At 48.5% G+C, this 25,207-nt stretch carries 25 protein-coding genes and 1 riboswitch; all 25 genes read left to right on the top strand.

What is annotated here, in order from left to right; translation table 11 throughout:
* The first annotated feature begins 12 nt into the window (after positions 1-12).
* The 25 genes from sigE to pyrE all read left to right on the top strand — a co-directional run bounded on the left by sigE (position 13) and on the right by pyrE (position 25,149).
* Positions 13-732 carry an RNA polymerase sporulation sigma factor SigE gene (gene sigE / locus AR442_RS11870; RefSeq protein WP_007409714.1) on the top strand — a complete coding sequence of 240 codons (720 nt, stop codon included), beginning with the start codon at positions 13-15 and terminating at the stop codon, positions 730-732.
* A gap of 140 nt (positions 733-872) precedes the next feature.
* Positions 873-1,655 (top strand): RNA polymerase sporulation sigma factor SigG, encoded by a 783-nt coding sequence (gene sigG, locus AR442_RS11865; protein WP_003154420.1) that lies wholly within the window; start codon positions 873-875, stop codon positions 1,653-1,655.
* Between the two features lie 128 nt (positions 1,656-1,783).
* On the top strand, positions 1,784-2,581 hold the full coding sequence (locus AR442_RS11860) for an ABC transporter ATP-binding protein (protein ID WP_022553375.1): 798 nt from the start codon (positions 1,784-1,786) through the stop codon (positions 2,579-2,581).
* Positions 2,582-2,585: 4 nt separating this feature from the next.
* Positions 2,586-2,690, top strand: a riboswitch (TPP riboswitch).
* A 75-nt stretch (positions 2,691-2,765) separates the two neighbouring features.
* On the top strand, positions 2,766-4,046 hold the full coding sequence (locus AR442_RS11855; RefSeq protein WP_022553374.1) for an acetylornithine deacetylase: 1,281 nt from the start codon (positions 2,766-2,768) through the stop codon (positions 4,044-4,046).
* Between the two features lie 60 nt (positions 4,047-4,106).
* Positions 4,107-4,358, top strand: a complete 252-nt coding sequence (locus tag AR442_RS11850; RefSeq protein ID WP_003154415.1) for a YlmC/YmxH family sporulation protein — start codon at positions 4,107-4,109, stop codon at positions 4,356-4,358.
* 154 nt (positions 4,359-4,512) lie between these two features.
* Positions 4,513-5,349, top strand: a complete 837-nt coding sequence (gene pgeF, locus AR442_RS11845; protein WP_014304972.1) for a peptidoglycan editing factor PgeF — start codon at positions 4,513-4,515, stop codon at positions 5,347-5,349.
* A 4-nt stretch (positions 5,350-5,353) separates the two neighbouring features.
* Positions 5,354-6,046, top strand: coding sequence for a YggS family pyridoxal phosphate-dependent enzyme (locus AR442_RS11840; RefSeq protein WP_053284999.1), 693 nt, complete (start codon positions 5,354-5,356; stop codon positions 6,044-6,046).
* Complete coding sequence (sepF, locus tag AR442_RS11835; RefSeq protein WP_007409719.1) at positions 6,043-6,501, top strand: cell division protein SepF; 459 nt, start codon at positions 6,043-6,045, stop codon at positions 6,499-6,501. The genes AR442_RS11840 and sepF overlap by 4 nt, the downstream gene beginning before the upstream one ends.
* 6 nt (positions 6,502-6,507) lie before the next feature.
* Positions 6,508-6,786, top strand: coding sequence for a YggT family protein (locus AR442_RS11830; protein ID WP_003154408.1), 279 nt, complete (start codon positions 6,508-6,510; stop codon positions 6,784-6,786).
* A gap of 61 nt (positions 6,787-6,847) precedes the next feature.
* Positions 6,848-7,618: a YlmH family RNA-binding protein gene (locus AR442_RS11825; RefSeq protein WP_007409722.1), complete on the top strand. Its 771-nt coding sequence runs from the start codon at positions 6,848-6,850 to the stop codon at positions 7,616-7,618.
* Between the two features lie 94 nt (positions 7,619-7,712).
* A complete protein-coding gene (gene divIVA / locus AR442_RS11820; protein WP_003154406.1) occupies positions 7,713-8,207 on the top strand; it encodes a septum site-determining protein DivIVA in 495 nt (164 codons plus the stop codon).
* A gap of 341 nt (positions 8,208-8,548) precedes the next feature.
* The gene (ileS, locus tag AR442_RS11810) at positions 8,549-11,314 is read left to right on the top strand and encodes an isoleucine--tRNA ligase (protein WP_012117512.1); all 2,766 of its coding nucleotides are present in this window, start codon (positions 8,549-8,551) and stop codon (positions 11,312-11,314) included.
* A 149-nt stretch (positions 11,315-11,463) separates the two neighbouring features.
* Positions 11,464-11,835 (top strand): TraR/DksA family transcriptional regulator, encoded by a 372-nt coding sequence (locus AR442_RS11805; RefSeq protein WP_003154399.1) that lies wholly within the window; start codon positions 11,464-11,466, stop codon positions 11,833-11,835.
* Between the two features lie 101 nt (positions 11,836-11,936).
* Positions 11,937-12,398, top strand: coding sequence for a signal peptidase II (gene lspA / locus AR442_RS11800; protein WP_014417726.1), 462 nt, complete (start codon positions 11,937-11,939; stop codon positions 12,396-12,398).
* Position 12,399: 1 nt separating this feature from the next.
* Positions 12,400-13,314, top strand: coding sequence for an RluA family pseudouridine synthase (locus AR442_RS11795; protein WP_014417727.1), 915 nt, complete (start codon positions 12,400-12,402; stop codon positions 13,312-13,314).
* Positions 13,315-13,502: 188 nt separating this feature from the next.
* Positions 13,503-14,048 (top strand): bifunctional pyrimidine operon transcriptional regulator/uracil phosphoribosyltransferase, encoded by a 546-nt coding sequence (pyrR, locus tag AR442_RS11790; protein ID WP_003154392.1) that lies wholly within the window; start codon positions 13,503-13,505, stop codon positions 14,046-14,048.
* 154 nt (positions 14,049-14,202) lie between these two features.
* Positions 14,203-15,513, top strand: a complete 1,311-nt coding sequence (gene pyrP, locus AR442_RS11785; RefSeq protein WP_025649477.1) for a uracil permease PyrP — start codon at positions 14,203-14,205, stop codon at positions 15,511-15,513.
* A gap of 141 nt (positions 15,514-15,654) precedes the next feature.
* Positions 15,655-16,569, top strand: a complete 915-nt coding sequence (locus tag AR442_RS11780; RefSeq protein ID WP_014417729.1) for an aspartate carbamoyltransferase catalytic subunit — start codon at positions 15,655-15,657, stop codon at positions 16,567-16,569.
* Positions 16,553-17,839 (top strand): dihydroorotase, encoded by a 1,287-nt coding sequence (locus tag AR442_RS11775; protein WP_014417730.1) that lies wholly within the window; start codon positions 16,553-16,555, stop codon positions 17,837-17,839. The genes AR442_RS11780 and AR442_RS11775 overlap by 17 nt, the downstream gene beginning before the upstream one ends.
* Positions 17,836-18,930 carry a carbamoyl phosphate synthase small subunit gene (locus tag AR442_RS11770; RefSeq protein WP_007409730.1) on the top strand — a complete coding sequence of 365 codons (1,095 nt, stop codon included), beginning with the start codon at positions 17,836-17,838 and terminating at the stop codon, positions 18,928-18,930. Before AR442_RS11775 ends, AR442_RS11770 begins: the two co-directional genes overlap by 4 nt.
* Complete coding sequence (gene carB / locus AR442_RS11765) at positions 18,915-22,130, top strand: carbamoyl-phosphate synthase (glutamine-hydrolyzing) large subunit (RefSeq protein WP_014417731.1); 3,216 nt, start codon at positions 18,915-18,917, stop codon at positions 22,128-22,130. The genes AR442_RS11770 and carB overlap by 16 nt, the downstream gene beginning before the upstream one ends.
* A complete protein-coding gene (locus tag AR442_RS11760; RefSeq protein WP_053284998.1) occupies positions 22,127-22,897 on the top strand; it encodes a dihydroorotate dehydrogenase electron transfer subunit in 771 nt (256 codons plus the stop codon). Before carB ends, AR442_RS11760 begins: the two co-directional genes overlap by 4 nt.
* A complete protein-coding gene (locus AR442_RS11755; RefSeq protein ID WP_003154377.1) occupies positions 22,897-23,832 on the top strand; it encodes a dihydroorotate dehydrogenase in 936 nt (311 codons plus the stop codon). The genes AR442_RS11760 and AR442_RS11755 overlap by 1 nt, the downstream gene beginning before the upstream one ends.
* Positions 23,801-24,520, top strand: coding sequence for an orotidine-5'-phosphate decarboxylase (gene pyrF, locus AR442_RS11750; RefSeq protein WP_014417733.1), 720 nt, complete (start codon positions 23,801-23,803; stop codon positions 24,518-24,520). The genes AR442_RS11755 and pyrF overlap by 32 nt, the downstream gene beginning before the upstream one ends.
* Entirely contained in the window at positions 24,517-25,149 is a 633-nt protein-coding gene (gene pyrE / locus AR442_RS11745) for an orotate phosphoribosyltransferase (RefSeq protein ID WP_007611309.1), read from the top strand. Before pyrF ends, pyrE begins: the two co-directional genes overlap by 4 nt.
* Positions 25,150-25,207: the final 58 nt, after the last annotated feature.

The following is a 25,207-nucleotide window of genomic DNA, read 5'->3' as shown; positions in this document are numbered from 1 at the left end:
AGGGGGAGGAAGATGAAAAAACTTAAGCTGCGTCTGACATATTTGTGGTATAAATGGCTGATGAAACTCGGACTGAAAAGCGATGAAGTGTATTACATAGGAGGAAGCGAGGCGCTGCCGCCGCCTTTGTCTAAAGAAGAGGAGCAGGTGCTCTTATTAAAGCTGCCGAGCGGGGATCAGGCGGCGCGGGCCATTCTGATTGAGAGAAACTTACGTCTTGTCGTTTACATTGCCCGCAAATTCGAAAATACCGGCATCAATATCGAGGACTTAATCAGCATCGGCACCATCGGTTTGATCAAAGCGGTAAATACTTTTAATCCGGAAAAGAAAATCAAACTCGCCACCTACGCGTCGCGATGTATCGAAAACGAAATTTTAATGTACTTGCGCAGAAACAATAAAATCCGTTCAGAGGTGTCCTTTGATGAACCGCTGAATATTGATTGGGACGGAAACGAGCTGCTGCTTTCGGATGTGCTCGGCACAGATGATGATATTATTACAAAAGACATTGAAGCCAATGTGGATAAAAAACTTTTGAAAAAAGCGCTTGAGCAATTAAACGAAAGAGAAAAGCAGATTATGGAACTGCGTTTCGGGCTTGTCGGAGAAGAAGAAAAAACACAAAAAGATGTAGCCGACATGATGGGGATTTCACAATCTTATATCTCCCGGCTCGAAAAGCGGATTATCAAAAGACTGAGAAAAGAGTTTAACAAAATGGTGTAAAATTTTTTCCATCTGACAGCCCTTACTGCTGCAAGGATTGCCGCAGCCGGATGTTTATTTCTGTAAAATGGCGGTGCATATTTTTCCCACCCGAGGAGATACTTAACGTTGTACAGCAGCTCCTAGTGGGAGGGAAAAACGTGTCAAGAAATAAAGTCGAAATTTGCGGGGTGGATACCTCCAAATTACCGGTGCTCAAGAATGAAGAGATGAGAAAGCTGTTTAGGCAATTACAGGATGAGGGCGATGATTCAGCGAGGGAAAAGCTTGTAAACGGCAATCTGCGCCTTGTCTTAAGCGTCATTCAGAGGTTTAACAACAGAGGAGAGTATGTTGATGACTTATTTCAGGTCGGCTGCATCGGACTAATGAAATCCATTGATAATTTTGACCTAAGCCATAATGTTAAGTTTTCAACATACGCTGTACCGATGATCATCGGAGAAATCCGCAGATATTTGCGGGATAATAATCCGATCCGCGTCTCGAGGTCGCTTCGCGATATCGCATATAAAGCGCTTCAAGTAAGAGAGCGGTTAATCAGTGAGACAAGCAGGGAGCCGACAGCAGAGGAAATCGCCAAAGTTCTTGAAGTGCCCCATGAAGAAATTGTGTTTGCCCTTGACGCCATCCAGGATCCGGTTTCACTGTTTGAGCCGATTTATAATGACGGCGGCGATCCGATTTACGTGATGGACCAGATCAGCGATGAGCGCAACAAGGATACACAATGGATTGAGGAGCTGGCTCTGAAAGAAGGCATGAGAAGACTGAACGAACGGGAAAAAATGATTTTGCGAAAGCGCTTTTTCCAAGGGAAAACCCAAATGGAAGTCGCTGAAGAAATCGGCATATCCCAAGCTCAGGTCTCAAGGCTTGAAAAGGCAGCCATTAAACAAATGAATAAGAATATCCATCAATAACGGAAAAAGCCTTTAAACCTTGTTTAAAGGCTTTTTTTATGCGATGGTTTACGTTTGCAAAAAAGTGATGTATTCTAATGTGTAAAAGTTTTTAGAAAATTTAAATAAAACAAACGGGGGAAACTGCAATGATTTTACAGCTGGACAGTGTGTCATTAAAAAGAAACGGGAAATGGATTTTGAAAGATATCAACTGGCGCGTCGAGAAAAACGAAAATTGGGTGCTGTACGGATTAAACGGAGCCGGGAAAACGGCTTTGCTGAATATGTTATGCTCTTATTACTTCCCCACTTCAGGAGAGATGCAGGTGCTCGGCCATCAATTCGGCAAAACAGAGCTCGGTGACAGGCTCAGAAGGAAAATCGGCCTTGTTTCGGCAGGTCTTCAGCACAAATTATATGCCGCGGACTCCGCTTTTGAAATCGCCCTCAGCGGCGCGTACGCCTCAATCGGGCTGTACGAAACTCCGAGTGAGCAAGTAAGGGAAAAAGCGATCGGTCTTCTGAAGGATTTGGGCGCCATCGGTTACGCCGACAGACGGTATGAAACATTATCACAAGGGGAAAGACAAAGAGCGCTGATTGCGCGGGCGCTTATGGCTGATCCGGAACTGCTGATTTTGGACGAACCCGTGACGGGTCTTGATTTTATGGCAAGGGAGCAGCTGCTGGACACGATTACGTCGATCGCCGAAAAAGAAAATGCGCCGTCCATCCTTTATGTCACCCATCACGCTGAAGAAATTCTGCCGGTATTTGATCAGGCGCTGCTTTTAAAACAGGGCGAGGTGTTCGCCTCCGGGAAAATCAGGGACATGCTTTCTGACGAGCGGCTTACAGCGTTTTTCGATATGCCTGTCAATGTCTTATGGAACAATGGCCGCCCGTTTTTAACACGTGCAAATGAGGCATCATCCGTAAAATAACATAAATTCACCCTGGGGGTGCTGCCACGCGGCTGAGAGAGACGTTGTCTCAACCCTTAACGGACCTGATCCGGATCATGCCGGCGGAGGGAAGCGGTGAAAAAAGCGGAGGAAGATCCGTTTTTTACCCGTTTCATTTCATGAATGAACGGGTTTTTTGATACAGCCAAAGGGGAGATTTCCAATGCATCAGATTGATATGCTGTTACACCAGGCGGAGAAACGGCGGCACGACTTCATACATATTGCTGAAAGACTGATAGCCTTTCCCACTCCGGCCCCGCCAGCAAGAAATACGGCAGAAGCCCAAAAGTGGGTGGCCGGCTTTTTAAAAGAAACGGGCTGCTCGGTCGATATGTGGGATGTGTATCCGGAAGACCCGAATGTAGTCGGTGTTTTAGAAGGGACAGATTCAAGCAGGCATCAAAGCCTGATTTTAAACGGACACATTGATGTGGCAGAAGCCGGGGGCGAAGACTGGCACTCTGACCCGTTTCAGCCGCTCGTAAAAGACGGCATGCTGATCGGAAGGGGCGCCGCTGATATGAAAGGGGGATTGGCGTGTGTTCTTTTCTCTCTGAAGCTGATCCATGATGCCGGCATTAAGCTTCCGGGCGACCTCATTGTACAGTCTGTAATCGGAGAAGAAGTCGGTGAGGCGGGGACGCTGGAATGCTGCAAACGCGGCTACCACGCGGATTTTGCGGTTGTCGCGGATACGAGCAGCCTGCATATTCAAGGGCAGGGCGGTGTCATCACCGGCTGGATAGAATTGAAAAGCAAACAAACATTTCATGACGGCATGAGGCGCAATATGATTCATGCGGGCGGAGGCACATTCGGAGCGAGCGCCATCGAAAAAATGGCGAAAATCATCGCTGCCTTGGGAGAGCTGGAGCGCCACTGGGCGGTAACGAAAAGCTATCCCGGCTTTGCGCCCGGCACCAATACGATCAACCCCGCCGTCATTGAAGGCGGAAGACACGCAGCGTTTGTCGCCGATGAATGCCGGTTATGGATCACCGTCCACTTTTATCCGAACGAAACGCACGAACAAGCAGCCGCAGAAATCGAAGACTATATTAATCGTGTCGCTGACAGTGATCTGTGGCTCAAAGAAAACAGGCCGGTGTTCAAATGGGGCGGATCTTCGATGATTGAAGACAGAGGAGAGGTGTTCCCGGCGCTGAAAATCGACCCGGACCATCCGGCAGTTTCTGTCTTGGCTGCATCACACTCAGCCGTCAAAAAACAGGAGCCCGTCATTGATGTTTCCCAAACCGTAACAGACGGAGGGTGGCTTTATCATGCCGGGATTCCGAGCGTCATATACGGCCCCGGCGATTTAAAAAACGCCCACTCCGTAAACGAGGAAGTGTCCGTTGATGAGCTTATGGACTATACGAAAATCATACTGAGATTTATCCTCGGCTGGTGCAGCCGCAAAAAAGATTGCCCGATGTGACAAGGTTCAGCCCGGCCGTTCATATAATAGGAAAAAGAACGGGCAAAGGGCGTGATACGGATGATCAGCATATCTGAATTTCAAATAAAAGATGTGGTAAACGTGTCGAACGGAAAAAAACTCGGAAGCATCGGTGATATTGATATTAACGTGACAACGGGAAAAATTCAGGCGATTATTTTAGGCGGAAGCGGAAAAGTTCTCGGTTTTTTCGGAAAAGAAGAGGAAATGATCATTCCTTGGCGAAATATAGTTAAAATTGGGGAAGATGTCATCTTAGTGCGTGTAAATGAACCAAAGGGGGGAGCGTAATCCTCCCTTCACTTGTAAAAAGCCGGAAATCTCAATGTTTCCGGCACATTTATTTATCTCATTTTTCAATCAGCCGCTAAACGTATGCTTAAAATTGTGTTAAAATGAGTGGGAAATTACGCTTTTTTAATGTTTGTCGAAAGGTTGGATCTCCATGAATACATATCACCCGTTTAGTCTTACCACCCCCTCGGCACTCATGATAGAAGACTGGAACTGTGTGAATCAGCTTAACACAAAGGTCATCGCCGGATTCACGACGAAAAACGGCGGGGTCAGCAATCCTCCGTATGAGTCATTAAATACCGGATTGCACGTCCGGGACGAAGCTCATGATGTTGTGACAAACCGTGAAGTCATAGCGTCCTTATGCGGTACTGATCTGGATTCCTGGGTGTTCGCCGACCAGACACATGAAAACCGCGTCCGGCGCGTGACAGCCGGGGATAAAGGAAAAGGAGCGAGAGACTATTCTTCCGCATTCCGCGGGACGGACGGGCTCTACACGAAAGATGCGAATCTTTTTTTGGCCCTTTGTTTTGCGGACTGTGTGCCCTTGTATTTTTATGACCCGGTGAAATCCATTATCGGCGCTGCCCATGCCGGATGGAAGGGGACGGTCAAACAAATCGGACGCATCATGACGGAACGCTGGGTAAACGAAGAAGGCTCCCGTTTAACAGATATTCAGGCTGTCATCGGTCCGTCCATCAGTGCGGGAAGCTATACAGTCGACGACCGCGTCATCAATGAAGTGCGGGCGCTGCCTTTTACGGCTGAATCCGCCATATGCGAAACGGAAAAAGGCCAGTATCAGCTTGATTTAAAAGAGGTCAACCGTCTTCTTCTGATACATTGCGGCATTCCGGAAGAAAACATTTCAGTCAGCGGTTTATGCACCGAACGAGAGCGTGAACTATTCTTTTCACACCGCCGCGACAAAGGGAAAACGGGACGCATGATGTCCTTTATCGGAATGAAGGAGGCGTAAGATCTTGCGTGTTGCTGATCAATTACGACATATAAACGAAAGAATAAACGAAGCATGTAACAGATCGGGCCGAAGCCCCGAAGATGTTACCGTCATCGCGGTTACAAAATACGTATCAGCCGAAAGGGCTCAAGAGGCCGTTGATGCCGGTATTACAAGTCTGGGAGAAAACCGGGATGCCGAGCTTATCCGTAAGCAGGAAGTCATCAAAGGCAGCCCGGAGTGGCACTTTATCGGCAGTCTTCAGTCCAGAAAGGTGAAGGCCGTCGTTGACCGTGTGTCTTATATTCATTCCTTAGACAGACTGTCATTGGCAAAAGAGATTGAAAAACGGGCGCAGCATACGGTTCGCTGTTTTGTGCAGGTGAATACTTCGCTTGAGCCGTCTAAGCACGGTTTGAAAGCAGAGGAGGTCATCCCCTTTATCAGAGAGCTTTCTGAGTTTAGAAACATTTCTGTAGAGGGCCTGATGACGATGGCTCCCCTGACAGACGATACAGAAACGATCAGAGCCTGCTTCCGGCAATTGCGTGATCTGAGGGATCAGGTGCAAAAACTGAATCTGACAAACGCACCGTGCCGGGAACTGTCAATGGGCATGTCAAATGATTATGAAATCGCTGTTGAAGAGGGCGCAACTTTTATCAGAATCGGCTCTTCATTAGTCGGAAATGAACCGGGGGGTGTAAACAAATGAGCATGAAAAATAAACTGAAAAACTTTTTCTCAATGGATGAGGAGGAGTACGAGTACGAATACATTGAAACGGAGCAGGATCATCCGGAAGAGCATGAACAGCAGAAAGATAAACAGCCTGCTTACGCTCAGAAGCCGCAGGGCAAGCAGAACGTAGTAAGCTTGCAAAGTGTTCAGAAATCCTCTAAAGTGGTGTTGAGTGAACCGCGTGTATATGCGGAAGCGCAGGAAATCGCCGATCATTTAAAGAACAGGCGGGCGGTTGTCGTCAATCTGCAGCGCATCCAGCATGATCAGGCGAAAAGAATCGTCGACTTTTTAAGCGGTACCGTCTACGCCATCGGCGGCGACATTCAGAGAATCGGTTCAGATATTTTTCTGTGCACGCCTGATAATGTCGACGTTTCCGGCACGATTTCGGAGCTTATAAATGAAGACGAACATCAGAGGTGGTAAAGCAGGATGATTCTTTATCAAATTTTTTCCGTTCTGAGTTATTTAATTTACATCTACTCGTTTGCCCTGATCATCTATATCTTTATGTCATGGGTGCCGAGTACGAGAGAAACGGCGGTCGGACGGTTTCTCGCAGCGATTTGCGAACCGTATTTAGAGCCGTTCAGAAGGATCATTCCGCCCATTGCCATGCTGGATATATCCCCGATTGTAGCGATTATCGTGCTTCGGTTTGCCACGACGGGACTTTGGGGCCTATACCGCATGATCGCAATGTATACTTGAATGCGACAGTTTGATACGGGCTTGGCACCAGCCAAGCCTCTTTACATAGAAAGGAAAGAACATGAGCGATATTTACCAGCACTTCAGACAAGACGAGCGGCCTTTTATTGATCAGGCGCTTGAATGGAAACAGATTGTCCTGGACCAGTATCGGATGAAGCTGACTGATTTCTTAGATCCCAGAGAACAGGTGATTGTAAAAGCCGTTATCGGCGACGCCTGCGGTCTTGCGTTTTTCGGAGGATATGACAGAGCTGAGCGCAAACGCGCGATTTTATACCCTGAATATATGGAACCTGAACAGGATGATTTTGAGCTTCGGGCTTTTGACGTTCAATACGCTGAAAAATTCGTCAGCATTGACCACCGCTCTCTTCTCGGATCATTAATGGGGATCGGCTTAAAGCGGCAGAAATACGGCGATCTGATTTTCTCAGAGGAAGCCGTGCAGCTGATCGTCTCCGGTGAAATCGCCGATTTTGTCAGCACTCAGCTGACCAAAGCGGGCAAAGCGCCGGTAAAGCTTGAGAAAATCGAGCTTTCCGCTCTTCACATTCCCGCTTCAGATGTCGAAATAAGGGATGACACGGTTTCTTCATTGCGTCTCGACGCCGTCTGCGCTTCAATGAGCAGGCAATCCCGTCAGAAAGCGCAGGCGCTTGTGAAAAACGGGCTCGTTAAGGTGAATTGGAAAGCCATTGAAGATCCGTCTTATCAGGTTGCTGAAGGGGACATGCTCTCGATTCGCGGCTTCGGACGATGCAGTTTGGCAAAAGTTGACGGAAAAACGAAAAAAGACAAATGGAAAGTTACATTTGAACGGCAAAAATGAGTCGTTTTTTCAGTTTTTTTCTCCATCTGTGCCGTATTTGTTTTATAATGTGAACTAGATAACCGTACTGAAATGTAAAAATGGAGGTGGCAATATGCCATTAACGCCGAATGATATCCATAACAAAACGTTTACAAAAGGTTTTCGCGGATATGATGAAGATGAAGTAAATGAATTTTTAATGCAGGTCAGAAAAGATTACGAAATCGCACTCCGTAAAAAAACGGAGCTTGAGGCGAAAGTGAACGAGCTGGACGAAAAAATCGGCCACTTTGCCAATATCGAAGAAACGCTGAATAAATCAATTCTCGTAGCTCAGGAAGCCGCAGAAGACGTAAAGCGCAACTCGCAGAAAGAAGCGAAGCTGATCGTCCGTGAAGCAGAAAAAAATGCTGATCGCATCATCAATGAGTCGCTTTCCAAATCAAGAAAAATCGCAATGGAAATTGAAGAGCTGAAAAAACAGTCTAAAGTCTTCAGAACGCGTTTCCAAATGCTGATTGAGGCGCAGCTCGACCTGCTGAAGAACGATGATTGGGATCATCTGCTGGAATATGAAGTCGACGCGGTTTTTGAGGAAAAAGAATAATTTTCTGATTTTCTTGACATTCTCCGGCCCGTTCGAATATAATACGTTCATAAATTCAGATGAAAAGACGATTGAAAGGGACCGGCATGACTCAAAACAGGCTATAAAGCGACCCGGGGAAGGTGAAAGCCCGGGATGGCCGGAATCATGCAGATCAGCCCTTTAGTTTCCTTTCTGAACCGAGAGTAGGATAGGACGTTCCATCACGTTACGATGTTCGAGAGGAAAAGACGGATGATCCGTTTTTTCTAAAAGGGTGGTACCGCGAGATAAGCTTTCTCGTCCCTTATGGGATGAGAGGGCTTTTTTTATTTTCTGAAAAATGTTGTGGAGGAATGAAAATGGATTACAAAGATACGCTGTTAATGCCGAAAACAGATTTTCCGATGCGCGGAAATCTGCCGAATCGTGAGCCGGACATGCAAAAAGACTGGGAGGAGCAGGACATTTACCGTCTTGTTCAAGAACGGACGAAAGACCGCCCGAAATTCGTGCTGCATGACGGACCTCCTTATGCAAACGGAGACATCCACATGGGCCATGCCCTGAACAAAATCCTGAAAGACTTCATCGTCCGCTATAAATCAATGAGCGGCTACAACGCACCGTACGTGCCGGGCTGGGATACGCACGGACTGCCGATTGAAACGGCGCTGACGAAAAACAAAAAAGTAAACCGGAAAGAAATGTCAGTAGCGGAATTCCGCAAACTATGTGAAGAGTACGCTTGGAAGCAAATCGAGGGACAGCGTGAGCAATTCAAACGTCTTGGTGTCCGCGGTGACTGGGAAAACCCATACGTGACATTAAAACCGGAATACGAAGCGCAGCAAATCCGCGTATTTGGTGAAATGGCAAAACGAGGCTACATTTACAAAGGCCTTAAACCGGTTAACTGGTCACCTTCAAGTGAGTCTGCTCTGGCTGAAGCCGAGATCGAATATCAAGACAAACGTTCAGCATCTATTTACGTCGCTTTTGGTGTAAAAGACGGAAAAGGCGTTCTTGAAAACGGCGAGCGCATCATTATTTGGACAACAACGCCTTGGACAATTCCGGCGAACCTCGGAATCTCAGTGCACCCTGATCTTGAGTACAGCGTGATTGCAGTAGGTGAAGACCGCTTTGTCGTAGCAAGTGCCTTAGTCGAAAGTGTTGCATCAGCATGCGGATTTGATCAGTATGAAGTGACAAGAACGGTCAAAGGAAAAGACCTTGAGAACATTATCGCTGAACACCCGCTATATGGCAGAGACTCTCTCGTTATGCTTGGTGAACACGTAACAACTGATGCCGGAACAGGCTGTGTTCATACAGCGCCAGGACATGGGGAAGATGACTTTATCATTGGCCAAAAATACGGTTTAGATGTGCTTTGCCCAGTCGATGAAAAAGGTGTAATGACAAGCGAAGCCCCTGGGTTTGAAGGCATGTTCTATGATGATGCAAACAAAGCGATCACACAGCAGCTCGATGAAAAAGGCGCACTTGTGAAGCTTGAATTCATTACTCATTCTTATCCGCATGATTGGAGAACAAAAAAACCAACCATTTTCAGAGCGACAGCGCAATGGTTTGCGTCTATTAAAGATTTCAGATCAGACCTGCTGGATGCCATTAAAGAAACCAAATGGGTTCCTGAATGGGGTGAGCAGCGTTTGCACAACATGGTTCGGGACCGCGGAGACTGGTGTATTTCCAGACAGCGTGCGTGGGGTGTGCCGATTCCGGTATTTTACGCTGAAAACGGAGAACCGATTATTACAGATGAAACCATTGAACATGTTTCTGAATTGTTCAGACAGCACGGATCAAACATTTGGTTTGAAAAAGAAGCAAAGGATCTTCTTCCGGAAGGCTTTACGCATCCTGGCAGCCCGAACGGCACATTTACAAAAGAACAGGATATCATGGATGTTTGGTTTGATTCAGGCTCTTCACATCAAGCAGTGCTTGAAGAACGTGATGACCTCGTTCGCCCGGCTGATTTATACCTAGAGGGATCTGACCAATATCGCGGCTGGTTTAACTCTTCTCTTTCTACAGCAGTAGCCGTAACAGGAAAAGCGCCGTATAAAGGTGTGCTCAGCCATGGGTTCGCACTGGATGGAGAAGGACGCAAGATGAGTAAATCAATCGGTAACGTTGTTGTTCCGGCTAAAGTCATGAAACAGCTTGGTGCCGACATCTTAAGATTATGGGTATCGTCAGTGGATTATCAGGCGGACGTTCGCGTGTCTGACGCCATTCTGAAGCAGGTTGCGGAAGTATACCGGAAAGTCCGCAACACGTTCCGCTTCCTTCACGGCAACCTGTTCGATTTCAATCCAAGTGTCAATGCCGTTGATGTAAAAGATCTCCGCGAAGTGGATCAATATATGCTGATCAAGCTGAATAAGCTGATTGATAAGGTGAAAAAAGCGTACGATGAATATGAATTTGCGGTGGTTTATCACAGCATTCACAATTTCTGTACGATCGAGCTCAGCTCCTTCTATCTTGATTTTGCAAAAGATGTTGTGTACATCGAGCATGCGGATCATCCGGACCGCCGCAGCATGCAGACCGTCTTTTATGAAACGCTGCTGGCGTTAGTGAAGCTGACGGCGCCGATTCTCCCGCATACGGCGGATGAAATGTGGTCTCACTTATCATTTGTTGAAGAAGCAAGCGTGCAGCTGACAGATATGCCGGAAACCATTGCTGTTCCGGACAGTCAAGCGACAGAAGAAAAGTTCGACCGCTTCATGGAGCTTCGAAACGACGTGCTGAAAGCTTTGGAAACAGCCCGTAACGAAAAAATTATCGGAAGATCATTGGAAGCGAGCCTGACTTTGTATCCGAACAAAGAAAACCGCGACCTCTTGTCATCCATTAAAGAAAACATCGCGCAGCTGTTTATCGTCTCAGAACTGACAGTAAAAGACGAAAGTGAAGCGCCTGAAAACGCGCAAAGTTTCACAACAGGAAAAATGACCGTAGAAAAAGCGGAAGGCCAGATGTGTGAGCGTTCCCGCGTAATTTCTAAAGATGTCGGAGCCAATCCGAAATATCCGACATTATCACTGCGCAATGCAGAAATCGTTGAAAAATATTATCAAAAATAATAAATGGGAAAGCGCCCGGTGTCAGCCGGGCGCTTTTTTACATGCCAGCAATGTCATCGATTAGAACGACAGGAAAAATCTTATGGGCTTCAAATGGCGCTCTGGGGGCAACAATAAAGCCATAACATCAAGAGCAGGAGTTGTGATGAATGAATGATCAACTGACCGCAATCCACACGGAGCTTCTCATGATGAAAGAAGAACTTCAATCAAGATTATTCGAATATTCTTGCTTTCAAATGTCAGCATCTGTTGAACCTTCAATGAACGACCAAGAAGCAACTCTGATCTATCATATAAAAGAAGAACTTCAGGACGTTCTTCTTGCCCTGTCTAAGTTTGAAAACAATACGTACGGTTATTGTGAAAAAACAGGCGCCCCCATTCCGATTGAAAAACTTGCGGTGTTGCCGACGGCCAGAACCGCTGATGATTTTTATTATCCCGCTCAATTTGAAAAGAAAACCCTTCCATATTGGGAACCCGGAGATTATGCATATGATCAGGCGCTGTATGAGTGACAGCGTCTGTTTGCATGCGCTTATGATCTGCCTTTACTCTGGCATCTTTTACTGATAAAATTCATAAAGGATAAAAGTAACTGTATACTGGAGGAACGTGTGTGCTTTATTATCTTATCGCTCTTTTTATTATTATTGCCGACCAATTGACCAAATGGCTTGTCGTCAGCCATATGGAATTGGGACAAAGCATACCTGTCATCAATCAGGTGCTTTATATCACATCTCATCGCAACACGGGAGCGGCGTGGGGGATTTTAGCCGGCCAAATGTGGTTTTTCTACGTCATTACCATCGCCGTGATTATCGGAATCGTTTATTACATACAGCGTTATGCAAAAGGGCAGATGTTACTCGGAATTTCTCTCGGCTTAATGCTGGGCGGTGCGGCCGGAAACTTTATTGACCGGGCGGCGCGCCAGGAAGTGGTGGATTTTATTCATGTCATCATCGTGGATTATCACTATCCGATTTTTAATATCGCGGACTCCTCACTGTGCGTCGGTGTAATACTTTTATTTATTCATATGCTGTTTGACAGCGGGAAAAAGAAGGAGCAATAACATGAATCAATTTGAGATAACCGTTCAGCCTGAACAAAAGAGCGAACGGATTGATAAATTTTTGGCTTCAACGGGAGAAAACTGGTCACGCACTCAAGTGCAGCAGTGGGTAAAAGAGGGACTGGTATCCGTTAACGGCAAATCCGTAAAAGCGAATTATAAAATGCAGCCCGGCGATCAGGTAAACGTCACCATTCCTGAACCGGAAGAATTGGACGTGCTTGCAGAGCCGATGGATTTGGACATTTACTATGAGGATCAGGACGTCTTGGTTGTGAACAAACCGCGGGGCATGGTTGTACACCCGGCGCCCGGCCATGTGACAGGGACGCTTGTAAACGGACTGATGGCTCACTGCAACGACCTTTCCGGCATTAACGGCGTCATGCGCCCGGGAATCGTCCACCGGATTGATAAAGATACTTCCGGTCTGTTAATGGTCGCTAAAAACGATATGGCGCATGAATCACTCGTTAATCAGCTCGTCAATAAAACCGTGACCAGAAAGTACACAGCGGTTGTCCACGGGATGATTTCACATGATGACGGAACGATTGACGCTCCGATCGGGAGAGATAAAAAAGACCGTCAAAGCATGACCGTAACAAGAGAAAGCAGCAAAAACGCCGTCACGCATTTCCACGTGCTTGAGCGTTTTCAAGATTTCACGCTCGTAGAGTGCCGTCTTGAGACCGGAAGAACGCATCAGATCCGTGTTCATATGAAATATATCGGATTTCCTTTGGCGGGCGATCCGAAATACGGACCGAGAAAAACCGTTGATTTTAACGGTCAGGCGCTTCATGCCGGAATATTAGGTTTTGATCATCCCCGGACGGGCGAATACATGGAGTTTGAAGCGCCCCTTCCTGAAGATATGAAAAAACTCATTGAAGATTTAAGAAATAGCCGTTGACAGCGAGTTTCTTTTCTGAAATAATAAAAACAAGCTGAATAGATTCTTTAACACAGTCCAGAGAGGCTGAGAAGGATAACGGATAGGACAGAAGAGATACACGTGTGTCTTCGTCCTGGAAAGGAACCCCTCTATGCTCTGGCAGGAGGGGTTTTTTCTTCTTATATACGAATGGAGAGGTGTCACGAGTGAATCAAAAAGCTGTTATTCTCGACGAACAGGCGATCAGGCGGGCGCTGACAAGGATAGCCCATGAAATGATCGAACGGAATAAAGGAATGAATGACTGCATTCTTGTAGGAATTAAAACAAGAGGCATTTATTTAGCGAAGCGGCTGGCCGAGCGGATCGAACAGATTGAAGGGAATCCGGTCACCGTCGGGGAAATCGATATCACCCTTTACCGTGACGATCTCACGAAAAAAACGAGCAATGAAGAGCCGCTTGTAAAAGGCGCGGACATTCCGGCCGATATCACAGACCAAAAGGTCATTGTGGTTGATGATGTGCTTTATACCGGCCGGACGGTGAGAGCTGCGATGGATGCCCTCGTTGATGTCGGGCGGCCGTCATCGATACAGCTTGCCGTGCTTGTCGACAGAGGGCACCGGGAACTGCCGATCAGAGCGGACTATATCGGGAAAAACATTCCGACCTCAAAAGCTGAAAAAGTGATGGTTCAGCTGAGCGAAGTTGATCAGACTGATATGGTCGCCATTTATGAAAATGAATAATCACCCTTTTTAAATGCATTCCAGAGAGTTTGCAAAGAGGATTTTAAAACACAAAGCCGGGCGGATCGACGCGGCCGGGTTTTGTATGCCTCTTTGCGCAAAAAGCAAAGAGGTTTTTTTATACCATTTGAAAGTCAACCGGGAGGAAAACGCCATGAGTAAGAAAAAAGTAAACCTGGGAGTCAGGGACGTCCCCAATCCATTGTCCTGGCTGTCATTCAGCCTGCAGCATTTATTCGCCATGTTCGGCTCAACCATACTCGTGCCGAAACTGGTCGGAATGAGCCCGGCTGTGGCGCTTGTCACGAGCGGAATCGGGACACTCGCCTATCTCTTGGTGACAAAAGGCCAGATTCCCGCTTATCTCGGCTCATCATTCGCCTTTATATCACCGATTATCTTGGTGAAGGCGACGGGAGGGCCGGGGGCTGCCATGGTCGGCGCTTTCCTGGCGGGAATTGTGTACGGCCTGATCGCACTTCTCATCAGGCAGCTTGGAACGGGGTGGCTGATGAAGCTGCTGCCCCCGGTGGTCGTCGGGCCGGTCATCATCGTCATCGGCCTCGGACTGGCAAGCACAGCCGTCAATATGGCAATGTATGCTGATCCGAATGCGAAGGAACTCGTCTACAGCTTGAAACATTTCAGTGTAGCCGGCGTCACTTTGGCAATCACCATTATCTGCGCCATCTTTTTACGAGGATTTTTAAGCCTGATTCCGGTATTGATCGGCATTATAGGCGGATATCTGTTTGCGCTGACACAGGGTATCGTCAATTTTCAGCCGGTCATTGATGCAAAATGGTTCGCCGCTCCTGAATTTATCATCCCTTTCAAAGACTATACGCCGTCAGTGACATTGGGCATTGCGGCTGCGATGGTGCCGGTCGCTTTCGTGACGATGTCAGAACATATCGGCCACCAAATGGTGCTGAGTAAAGTCGTCGGACAGGATTTCATTAAAAAGCCGGGACTGCACCGCTCCATAATGGGGGACAGCGTAGCGACGATTATCGCTTCGTTAATCGGCGGCCCGCCGACGACAACATACGGCGAAAACATCGGTGTACTGGCAATTACGAGAGTTTTCAGCGTCTTTGTCATCGGCGGCGCGGGTGTGATTGCGCTGTGCTTCGGATTTATAGGAAAAGTATCAGCGCTGATCAGCTCTGTTCCGTCCGCGGTTATGGGAGGCGTTTCCTTCCTGCTCTTCGGAATTATCGCCTCCAGCGGCTTAAGAATGCTGATTGACAACAACATTGATTATGAAAACAAGAGAAATTTAATTATCACATCCGTCATCCTCGTGATCGGCGTCGGAGGGGCTTTTATTCAAGTATCAAAAGGCGGGTTCCAAATATCCGGCATGGCGCTTGCGGCAATCGTCGGAGTCATCCTGAACCTCATCCTGCCGCATGCAAATGAAGAAGACGCGATTGCATCAGAAAAACAAAATCATATGTAAAACCTTTTAAAGAAAGTCCAGAGAGGCTTGGAAGGGTTATAACGGGAAGAAGCTGTACGCTGCTTCTCTCTTTAACCGCACCCCGAGTCTATAGACCGGGGTGTTTTTTACGGCCTTCAAGCGGAAACGGAGGAGAAAAACATGAATCATTTAACGGCGATGTCTGAACTGAGCACGGCTGAAATTACAGAACTGCTGCGTGAGGCAAAAGCGATAAAAGAGGGAACAGTCCGCCCCGATCTCGCGGGAAAATTTGTTGCGAATCTGTTTTTTGAACCGAGCACGAGAACGCGGTTCAGCTTTGAAGTGGCGGAAAAGAAACTCGGAATGAACGTGCTCAGCTTAGACGATACGAGCACAAGCGTTCAAAAAGGCGAGTCCTTATATGACACGGTCAAAACACTGGAATCAATCGGAGCGGACGCCTGCGTCATCCGGCACAGCACGGATGAATATTACAAAGATCTGACCGGCAGAGTCAATATTCCGATCTTAAACGCCGGCGACGGCTGCGGCCAGCACCCGACTCAGTCATTGCTCGATTTAATGACGATTCAAGAGGAATTTGAGACCTTTCAGGGCCTGACGGTTTCCATTCATGGCGATATCAAACACAGCAGGGTGGCAAGGTCGAATGCCGAGGTGCTGACAAGGCTCGGCGCACGCGTGCTGTTTTCTGGTCCGCCGCAATGGCAGGATGAGAAAAACGCCTTCGGCACCTGTGTTCAGACGGATGAAGCCATACAAGCTTCAGATGTCGTCATGCTGCTCCGCATCCAAAATGAAAGGCATCAGACAGAAGCTGACCAAAAAGGCTACCTGGAAGCATACGGGCTGACCGCAAAGCGGGCGGAGAGCATGAAGCGGCATGCCATCATCATGCATCCCGCACCGGTGAACAGAGGAGTCGAAATTGACACAACATTAGTGGAATGCGGAAAATCAAGAATCTTTAAACAAATGGAAAATGGTGTGTATATCAGAATGGCAGTCTTAAAAAGAGCACTGCAAACCAATGTGAAAAGGGGAGAAGCGGCTTATGTCTTATCTCATTAAAAACGGCTGGATGTTAAATGAACAGGGAGAAAAAGTGGCACAGGATATCCGGGTAACGGGTGAATTCATTACGGAAACCGGGCTTCTGACAGCGAAAGAAGGAGAAACGGTGATCGACGCTGAGGGACTGTTCGTTTCACCGGGGCTCGTAGACCTTCATGTCCACTTCAGAGAACCGGGCGGCGAGAAAAAAGAAACCATTGAGACGGGCTCTAAAGCCGCGGCGCGGGGCGGCTTTACCACAGTCGCAGCCATGCCGAATACAAGACCGGTGCCGGATACGAAAGAGCAGATGGAATGGCTGCAAAACCGGATCAAAGAAACCTCATCTGTCAGGGTCCTTCCTTACGCATCAATTACGATCAGACAAATCGGCGAAGAAATGACAGATTTTGAGGCGCTTCATGAAGCGGGCGCATTCGCCTTCACCGATGACGGCGTCGGCGTTCAGACGGCAGGAATGATGTATGAAGCCATGAAACGGGCGGCTTCAATGAATAAAGCGATTGTCGCTCATTGTGAGGATAACTCGCTTATTTACGGCGGAAGCGTGCATGAAGGATCTTTTTCAAAAGCGAACGGCCTGAACGGCATACCTTCCATTTGTGAAGCGGTACATATCGCCCGTGACGTCCTGCTGGCGGAAGCGGCGGACTGCCATTACCATGTGTGTCATATCAGCACGAAAGAATCCGTCAGAGCCGTAAGAGACGCAAAAAAAGCGGGAATCCGCGTGACGGCGGAAGTGTCGCCGCACCACCTGCTGCTTTGTGACGAAGATATCCCGGGACTTGATACCAATTTTAAAATGAATCCGCCGCTTCGCAGCAAAGAGGACAGAGAGGCGCTGATTGAAGGGCTTTTAGACGGCACGATTGATTTCATCGCCACTGACCATGCGCCGCATACAGAAGAAGAGAAAAACACGGATATGAAGCTTGCGCCTTTCGGTATCGTCGGTTTAGAAACAGCCTTTCCGCTTCTGTACACACATTTTGTGAAAAACGGGACGTGGACGCTGAAGCAGCTGGTTGATTTCATGACGGTAAAACCTTGCGAGGCATTCGGTCTTCCGTACGGAACGCTTGCACCGGGGGCGCCGGCTGACATTACCCTGATTGATCTGGAAAAAGAAGCAGCCATTGACAAAGATACATTTTTATCTAAAGGAAAAAATACGCCATTCAACAAGATGAAGTGCTTCGGCTGGCCTGTTGCAACGATGGCTGCCGGTAAGCTTGCATATGAAGAAGGGAGACTCGTCAAATGAAAAGAAGACTAGTGCTGGAAAATGGAGCGGTATTTGAGGGTGAAGCATTCGGGAGCCTGGAACATACCGCGGGTGAAGTTGTATTCAACACGGGAATGACCGGTTATCAGGAAATTTTATCAGACCCTTCTTACTGCGGGCAGATCGTGACGCTGACGTATCCTCTGATCGGCAACTACGGAATTAACAGAGATGACTTTGAATCCATCACTCCTTTTGTAAAAGGGCTGATCGTAAAAGAACTGTGCGAGCTGCCTTCCAACTGGCGTTCGGCTTACACGCTTGACGAGTATCTGAAAATGAAAAATATCCCCGGCTTACAAGGGATTGACACGAGAAAGCTCACAAGAATGATCCGCACGGCCGGCGCATTAAAAGGAACGTTTGCTTCAAGTGAGGAGAATGTCGGTGAGGTTCTTGCAAGGCTGAAAGAAACGGAACTGCCGAGAAATCAAGTCGCTCAAGTATCTGCGAAAACGGCATATCCGAGTCCGGGCCGCGGCAAACGCATCGTACTCGTCGATTTCGGTATGAAGCACGGCATTTTAAGAGAGTTAAACAAAAGAAAATGCGATGTCATCGTTGTGCCGTACAATGTAACGGCGGAAGAAGTGCTTCAGCTCAAGCCGGACGGCATCATGCTTTCTAACGGACCCGGAGATCCGAAAGATGTGCCGGAAGCCATTGAAATGATAAAAGGCATACTCGGGAAGGTGCCGTTATTCGGAATCTGCCTCGGCCACCAATTATTTGCGCTGGCATCCGGAGCGGAAACGGAAAAAATGAAATTCGGACACAGGGGTTCCAATCATCCGGTTAAAGAGCTTGCGACAGGGAAAGTCGCTTTAACCGCCCAAAACCACGGATATACAGTTTCTTCAATAGATGAGACAGAGCTTGAAGTGACGCACATTGCGATCAATGATCAAACGATCGAAGGACTCAAGCATAAAACGTTGCCGGCATTTACGGTTCAGTACCACCCTGAAGCTTCACCGGGGCCGGAAGACGCCAATCATTTATTTGACAGATTCATTGACTTGATCGAAACAACTGAGAAAGAAGGGGAAGCGGTATGCCAAAACGCGTAGATATTAAAAAGATTTTAGTGATCGGATCAGGCCCGATTATTATCGGACAGGCGGCGGAATTTGATTATGCGGGCACACAGGCGTGTCTCGCTTTAAAGGAAGAAGGCTATGAAGTCATTCTCGTCAACTCGAATCCGGCAACGATTATGACGGATACGGAAATGGCTGATCGGGTATACATAGAGCCGCTGACGCCGGAGTTTCTCACGCGTATTATCAGAAAAGAACGGCCGGACGCCATCCTGCCGACTCTGGGAGGACAGACCGGACTGAACCTTGCCGTCGAGCTGTCTGAACTCGGGGTTCTTGAGGAATGCGGGGTGGAAGTGCTCGGCACAAAGCTGTCCGCCATCCAGCAGGCGGAAGACCGCGACTTATTCCGTACGCTGATGAATGAGCTGAATGAACCGGTGCCGGAAAGTGAGATCATCCGCACTTTACAGGAAGCCGAGGAATTTGTCGGCCGGATCGGGTTTCCGGTTATCGTGCGCCCCGCTTACACATTAGGCGGAACGGGCGGCGGCATCTGCTCGAATGAAGCAGAACTGAAAGAGATCGTCGAAAACGGATTAAAACTCAGCCCCGTCCATCAGTGCCTTCTGGAAAAAAGCATTGCCGGTTACAAAGAGATCGAATATGAAGTCATGAGAGACAGCAGAGATCACGCGATCGTCGTTTGCAACATGGAAAATATCGATCCGGTCGGCATCCATACGGGCGACAGCATCGTCGTTGCCCCGAGCCAGACTTTGAGCGACCGGGAATATCAGCTTTTGCGCAATGTTTCATTAAAGCTGATCCGCGCGCTCGGCATTGAAGGCGGCTGTAATGTTCAGCTCGCGCTCGATCCCGACAGCTTCCAATATTACATTATCGAAGTGAATCCGCGGGTGAGCCGCTCATCTGCCCTCGCTTCAAAAGCGACGGGTTACCCGATCGCAAAGCTTGCGGCGAAAATCGCAGTCGGGCTTTCTCTTGATGAAATGATGAATCCCGTAACAGGAAAAACATATGCGGCTTTTGAGCCCGCGCTTGACTATATCGTTTCTAAAATCCCGCGCTGGCCGTTCGACAAATTTGAGTCGGCAAACCGCAGGCTCGGGACGCAAATGAAAGCCACCGGAGAGGTCATGGCCATCGGACGCACCCTTGAAGAATCGCTGTTAAAGGCGGTCCGCTCACTGGAAGCCGATGTCTATCACCTGGAACTGAAGGATGCGGGAGAGATTTCTGACGGACTTTTGGAAAAACGGATCAGAAAAGCCGGGGATGAACGCCTGTTTTATCTTGCTGAAGCGTTCAGAAGAGGCTATACAGTGGAGCAGCTTCATGAGTTTTCCGCAATTGACGTATTCTTTTTGCACAAGCTCTGGAAGCTGGTCGCTTTTGAAACAGAGCTGAAAGCGGAAAAAGGCAGCCTCGCCGTCCTTCAAACAGCGAAGGAACTCGGTTTCTCCGACAAATATATCAGCCGGGAATGGAATATGCCGGAACAAGAGCTGTATCAAATGCGAAAAGAAGCAGACATCAAGCCTGTATATAAAATGGTGGATACATGCGCGGCGGAATTCGAATCAGAAACCCCGTACTTCTACAGCACATATGAGGAAGAGAACGAGTCTGAGGTTACTTCAAGAAAAAGCGTCGTCGTCCTCGGTTCCGGGCCGATCCGTATCGGACAGGGCGTCGAATTTGACTATGCGACCGTTCATTCTGTCTGGGCGATCAAGCAGGCAGGCTATGAAGCGATTATTATCAACAACAATCCTGAGACGGTGTCCACTGATTTCAGCATATCAGACAAACTGTATTTTGAACCGCTGACGGTTGAAGATGTCATGCACATCATTGATTTGGAACAGCCGGAAGGCGTTGTTGTCCAATTCGGCGGGCAGACGGCGATCAATCTTGCGGAAGAATTGAGCGCCCGCGGCGTCAAAATTCTCGGCACATCACTTGAAGATTTAGACCGTGCGGAAGACCGGGATAAGTTCGAGCAGGCGCTTGAGGCGCTGAATGTGCCGCAGCCTCTTGGAAAAACCGCCGTGTCGGTGAACGAAGCTGTCAAAATCGCCGCATCCATCGGCTATCCGGTACTTGTCCGCCCTTCGTATGTGCTCGGCGGCCGGGCGATGGAAATCGTCTATCACGAAGAAGAGCTGCTTCACTATATGAAAAATGCGGTCAAAATCAACCCGCAGCATCCGGTGTTAATCGACCGTTATCTGACGGGGAAAGAAATCGAAGTCGATGCCGTATCTGACGGCGAAACAGTCGTTATTCCGGGAATTATGGAGCATATCGAGCGGGCCGGCGTCCATTCAGGGGATTCAATCGCCGTCTATCCGCCTCAGTCTTTAAGCGAAGACATTAAGAAAAAAATCGAACAATACACTGTAGCCTTAGCAAAAGGCCTTAACATCATCGGGTTGCTGAACATCCAGTTCGTCCTGTCGCAAGGTGAGGTGTATGTGCTTGAGGTAAATCCGCGGTCAAGCAGAACCGTGCCGTTCTTAAGCAAAATCACAAAAATCCCAATGGCGAACCTGGCGACAAAGGTCATCCTCGGCCAAAAGCTTGCTGATTTCGGCTATCAAGAGGGGCTGCAGCCTGAACAGCAGGGGGTATTCGTGAAAGCGCCTGTCTTCTCATTCGCGAAGCTGAGAAGAGTGGATATTACGTTAGGCCCTGAAATGAAGTCGACGGGAGAGGTCATGGGCAAAGATTCAACCCTTGAAAAAGCGCTCTATAAAGCGCTGATTGCCTCTGGCATTCAAATTCCGAACTACGGCTCAGTGCTGTTGACTGTTGCCGATAAAGATAAAGAAGAAGGACTGCTGATCGCCAAGCGGTTCCACGCCATCGGCTATAAAATCTTGGCAACGGAAGGAACGGCGGCTTATTTGAAAGACGCTCAGATTCCGGCTCAGGTCGTCGGAAAAATCGGCGAAGAAGGGAAAAATCTGCTCGATGTCATCAGAAACGGCGAAGCGCAATTTGTCATCAATACGCTGACAAAGGGCAAACAGCCGGCCAGAGACGGCTTCAGAATCCGCCGCGAATCCGTTGAGAACGGAGTCGCCTGCCTGACATCTTTAGATACGGCCGAAGCCATTTTGCGGGTATTGGAAAGCATGACATTCCGGGCGGATCATATGCCTGCATCCGAAACCAATCAAAAGGCGGCAGTCACGATATGAAGAAAGCGCATTTGACTGTTCAATCCAACTTAGAGATTGCCGACAGGATTTATAAGATGGTGCTGAAAGGAGAGCTTGTCCGGCACCTTACCGAGCCGGGTCAATTTCTTCATCTGAAGGTGAGTGACGCGGTCACGCCGCTATTAAGAAGACCGCTCAGCATTGCGGACGTCAATTTCGCCGCGAATGAAGTATCCGTTATCTACAGAGCTGACGGTGAGGGAACGCGTCTTTTGTCCGAGAAAAAAGAGGGCGGCAGGATAGACGTTCTCGGCCCTCTCGGCAACGGATTCCCCGTCCGGCGGATTGAACCCGGCAAAACCGCGCTGTTAGTCGGAGGCGGAGTCGGGGTTCCGCCTTTGCAGGAACTGTCAAAGCGCCTGACGGAAAAAGGCGTAAACGTCATTCATGTGCTTGGATTTCAATCAGCAAAGGATGTTTTTTACGAACAGGAATGTCGTGCGTACGGAGACACCTATGTGGCGACGGCTGACGGAACATATGGAGAGAAAGGATTTGTCACCGATGTCATCCGTGAAAAGCAGCTCGAATTCGATGTCCTGCTAAGCTGCGGACCGACACCGATGCTGAAAGCTCTGAAGCAGCAGTACGGCTATAAAGAGGTTTACCTTTCGATGGAAGAGCGGATGGGCTGCGGCATCGGGGCCTGCTTCGCCTGCGTGTGCCGCACGGGTGAAAGCGATACATCCTATGTAAAGGTCTGCCTTGACGGGCCGGTATTTAAAGCTGAGGAGGTGGCGCTGTAATGTTAGAAGTGAATCTGCCGGGTCTCCAATTGAAAAATCCGATCATCCCCGCTTCCGGATGTTTCGGTTTCGGGAAAGAATATGCCGGATTTTACGATTTATCATGTCTCGGAGGCATTATGATTAAAGCAACGACGAACGAAGCCCGCTTCGGAAATCCTACGCCGAGAGTGGCGGAGACAAGCGCGGGAATGCTGAATGCCATCGGACTGCAAAATCCCGGGCTTGAGCATGTGCTCAATCATGAGCTGCCTTGGCTCGAACAATTTGACACGCCGATTATCGCAAATGTCGCCGGTTCTCAGGTGGACGACTATAAAGAAGTGGCCGAGCACATCAGCCAAGCGCCGAATGTGCATGCGCTTGAGCTTAACATTTCATGTCCGAATGTCAAAACAGGTGGGATTGCTTTTGGCACTGATCCCGTCATGGCGGCCGAACTGACAAAAGCGGTGAAAGAAGTTTCCGCAGTGCCTGTGTATGTGAAGCTTTCGCCTAATGTCGCAAACATAACCGAAATTGCCAAAGCGATTGAAGCGGCCGGTGCTGACGGTCTGACGATGATTAATACACTCATCGGGATGAGGCTCGATCTCAAGACGGGACGGCCGATCTTAGCAAATAAAACGGGCGGACTGTCAGGCCCGGCGATCAAACCGGTCGCCATCCGGATGGTATACGAAGTCAGCCAGGCCGTTCAAATCCCGATTATCGGGATGGGCGGCGTTCAGACCGCAGAGGATGCATTAGAATTTCTTCTTGCGGGAGCGAGTGCGGTTGCCGTCGGCACGGCGAACTTCGTCAATCCGTTCGTCTGCCCGGAAATCATAGAACAGCTCCCCCGTGTGCTGCGCCAACACGGCTTTCAATCTGTAAGTGAATGCATCGGAAGGAGCTGGAAACATGAAAAACAACCTGCCCATCATCGCGCTTGATTTTGCATCAGGGGAAGAGACTTTAACGTTTTTAGACTTGTTTGAAAAGGAAAGGCTTTTTGTCAAAACGGGGATGGAACTTTTTTATCAGGAAGGCCCCGCCATCATTCACCAATTAAAAGAACGGAACTGTGATATATTTTTAGATTTAAAGCTTCATGATATCCCGACTACGGTCAATAAAGCGATGAGGCGGCTTGCCGGCCTCGGCGTTGATCTCGTCAATGTGCATGCGGCAGGGGGCGCACGCATGATGCGCGCGGCCCTTGAGGGGCTTGAAGAAGGCACGCCGGCAGGCAGAAAACGCCCGTCTTTAATCGCGGTGACTCAGCTGACCAGCACTTCAGAGCAGGTGGCGAAGGAAGAGCTTCTGCTGCATAAGCCGCTGTTAGAAACGGTTGTGCATTACGGCAAAATGGCGGAAGAGTGCGGGCTGGACGGAGTGGTATGTTCGGTACATGAAACAAAAGCCATTTATGAAGCGGTCCGGCCTTCATTTCTGACAGTCACACCGGGCATCCGCACGGCCAGTGACGCAGCTGACGATCAAGTCCGGACGGCGACTCCGTCATTTGCGAAAGAAAACGGGTCGTCAGCCATCGTCGTGGGCCGCTCAATTACAAAAGCGGAAAACCCCGTTAAAGCATATGAAGCAATTAAACTGGAATGGGAGGGCGTTCGCCGATGAAACAGGCTATCGCAAAACATCTATTACACATTGAAGCTGTCTTTTTACGCCCGAATGAGCCGTTTACGTGGGCGAGCGGCATTTTATCACCGATCTATTGTGACAACCGTCTGACATTGTCGTATCCAAAAGTGAGAAATGATGTGGCGGACGGGCTCGGCAAACTGCTGAAAGAGCATTTCCCCGAGGCGGAGATGATCGCGGGCACTGCAACGGCGGGCATTCCGCATGCTGCGCTTCTCGCAGATCGTACAGGCGCGCCGATGTGCTACGTCAGAAGCAAACCGAAAGCGCACGGCAAAGGAAATCAAATAGAAGGCGCCATTAAGAAAGGACAAAAAACAGTCGTGATTGAAGACTTGATTTCTACCGGGGGCAGCGTGCTTGAAGCTGCGGCGGCCCTTCAAAGAGAGGGCGCGGAAGTTCTCGGCGTCATTTCCATTTTTACATACGGACTGCCGAAAGCAAAAGAAGCCTTTAAAAAAGCGGGTCTTCCTTATTACTCGTTAACGGATTATGACACGCTGATTGAAGTCGCGCTTGAAAACGGAACGATTCATTCAGCTGACATTGAAAAACTGAAATCATGGAAATTAAATCCCGAGTCAAAAGATTGGTTTAAAAAATAATGACAATAAAAACAGGCCTCAGGGCCTGTTTTATTATTCCTATCAAAAAACTCGGGTT

The organism is Bacillus velezensis (genome assembly GCF_001461825.1).
Classification (GTDB): Bacteria; Bacillota; Bacilli; order Bacillales; family Bacillaceae; genus Bacillus; species Bacillus velezensis.
The sequence above is the reverse complement of the archived record's forward strand: the minus strand, read 5'-3'. Positions and strand labels throughout refer to the sequence as shown.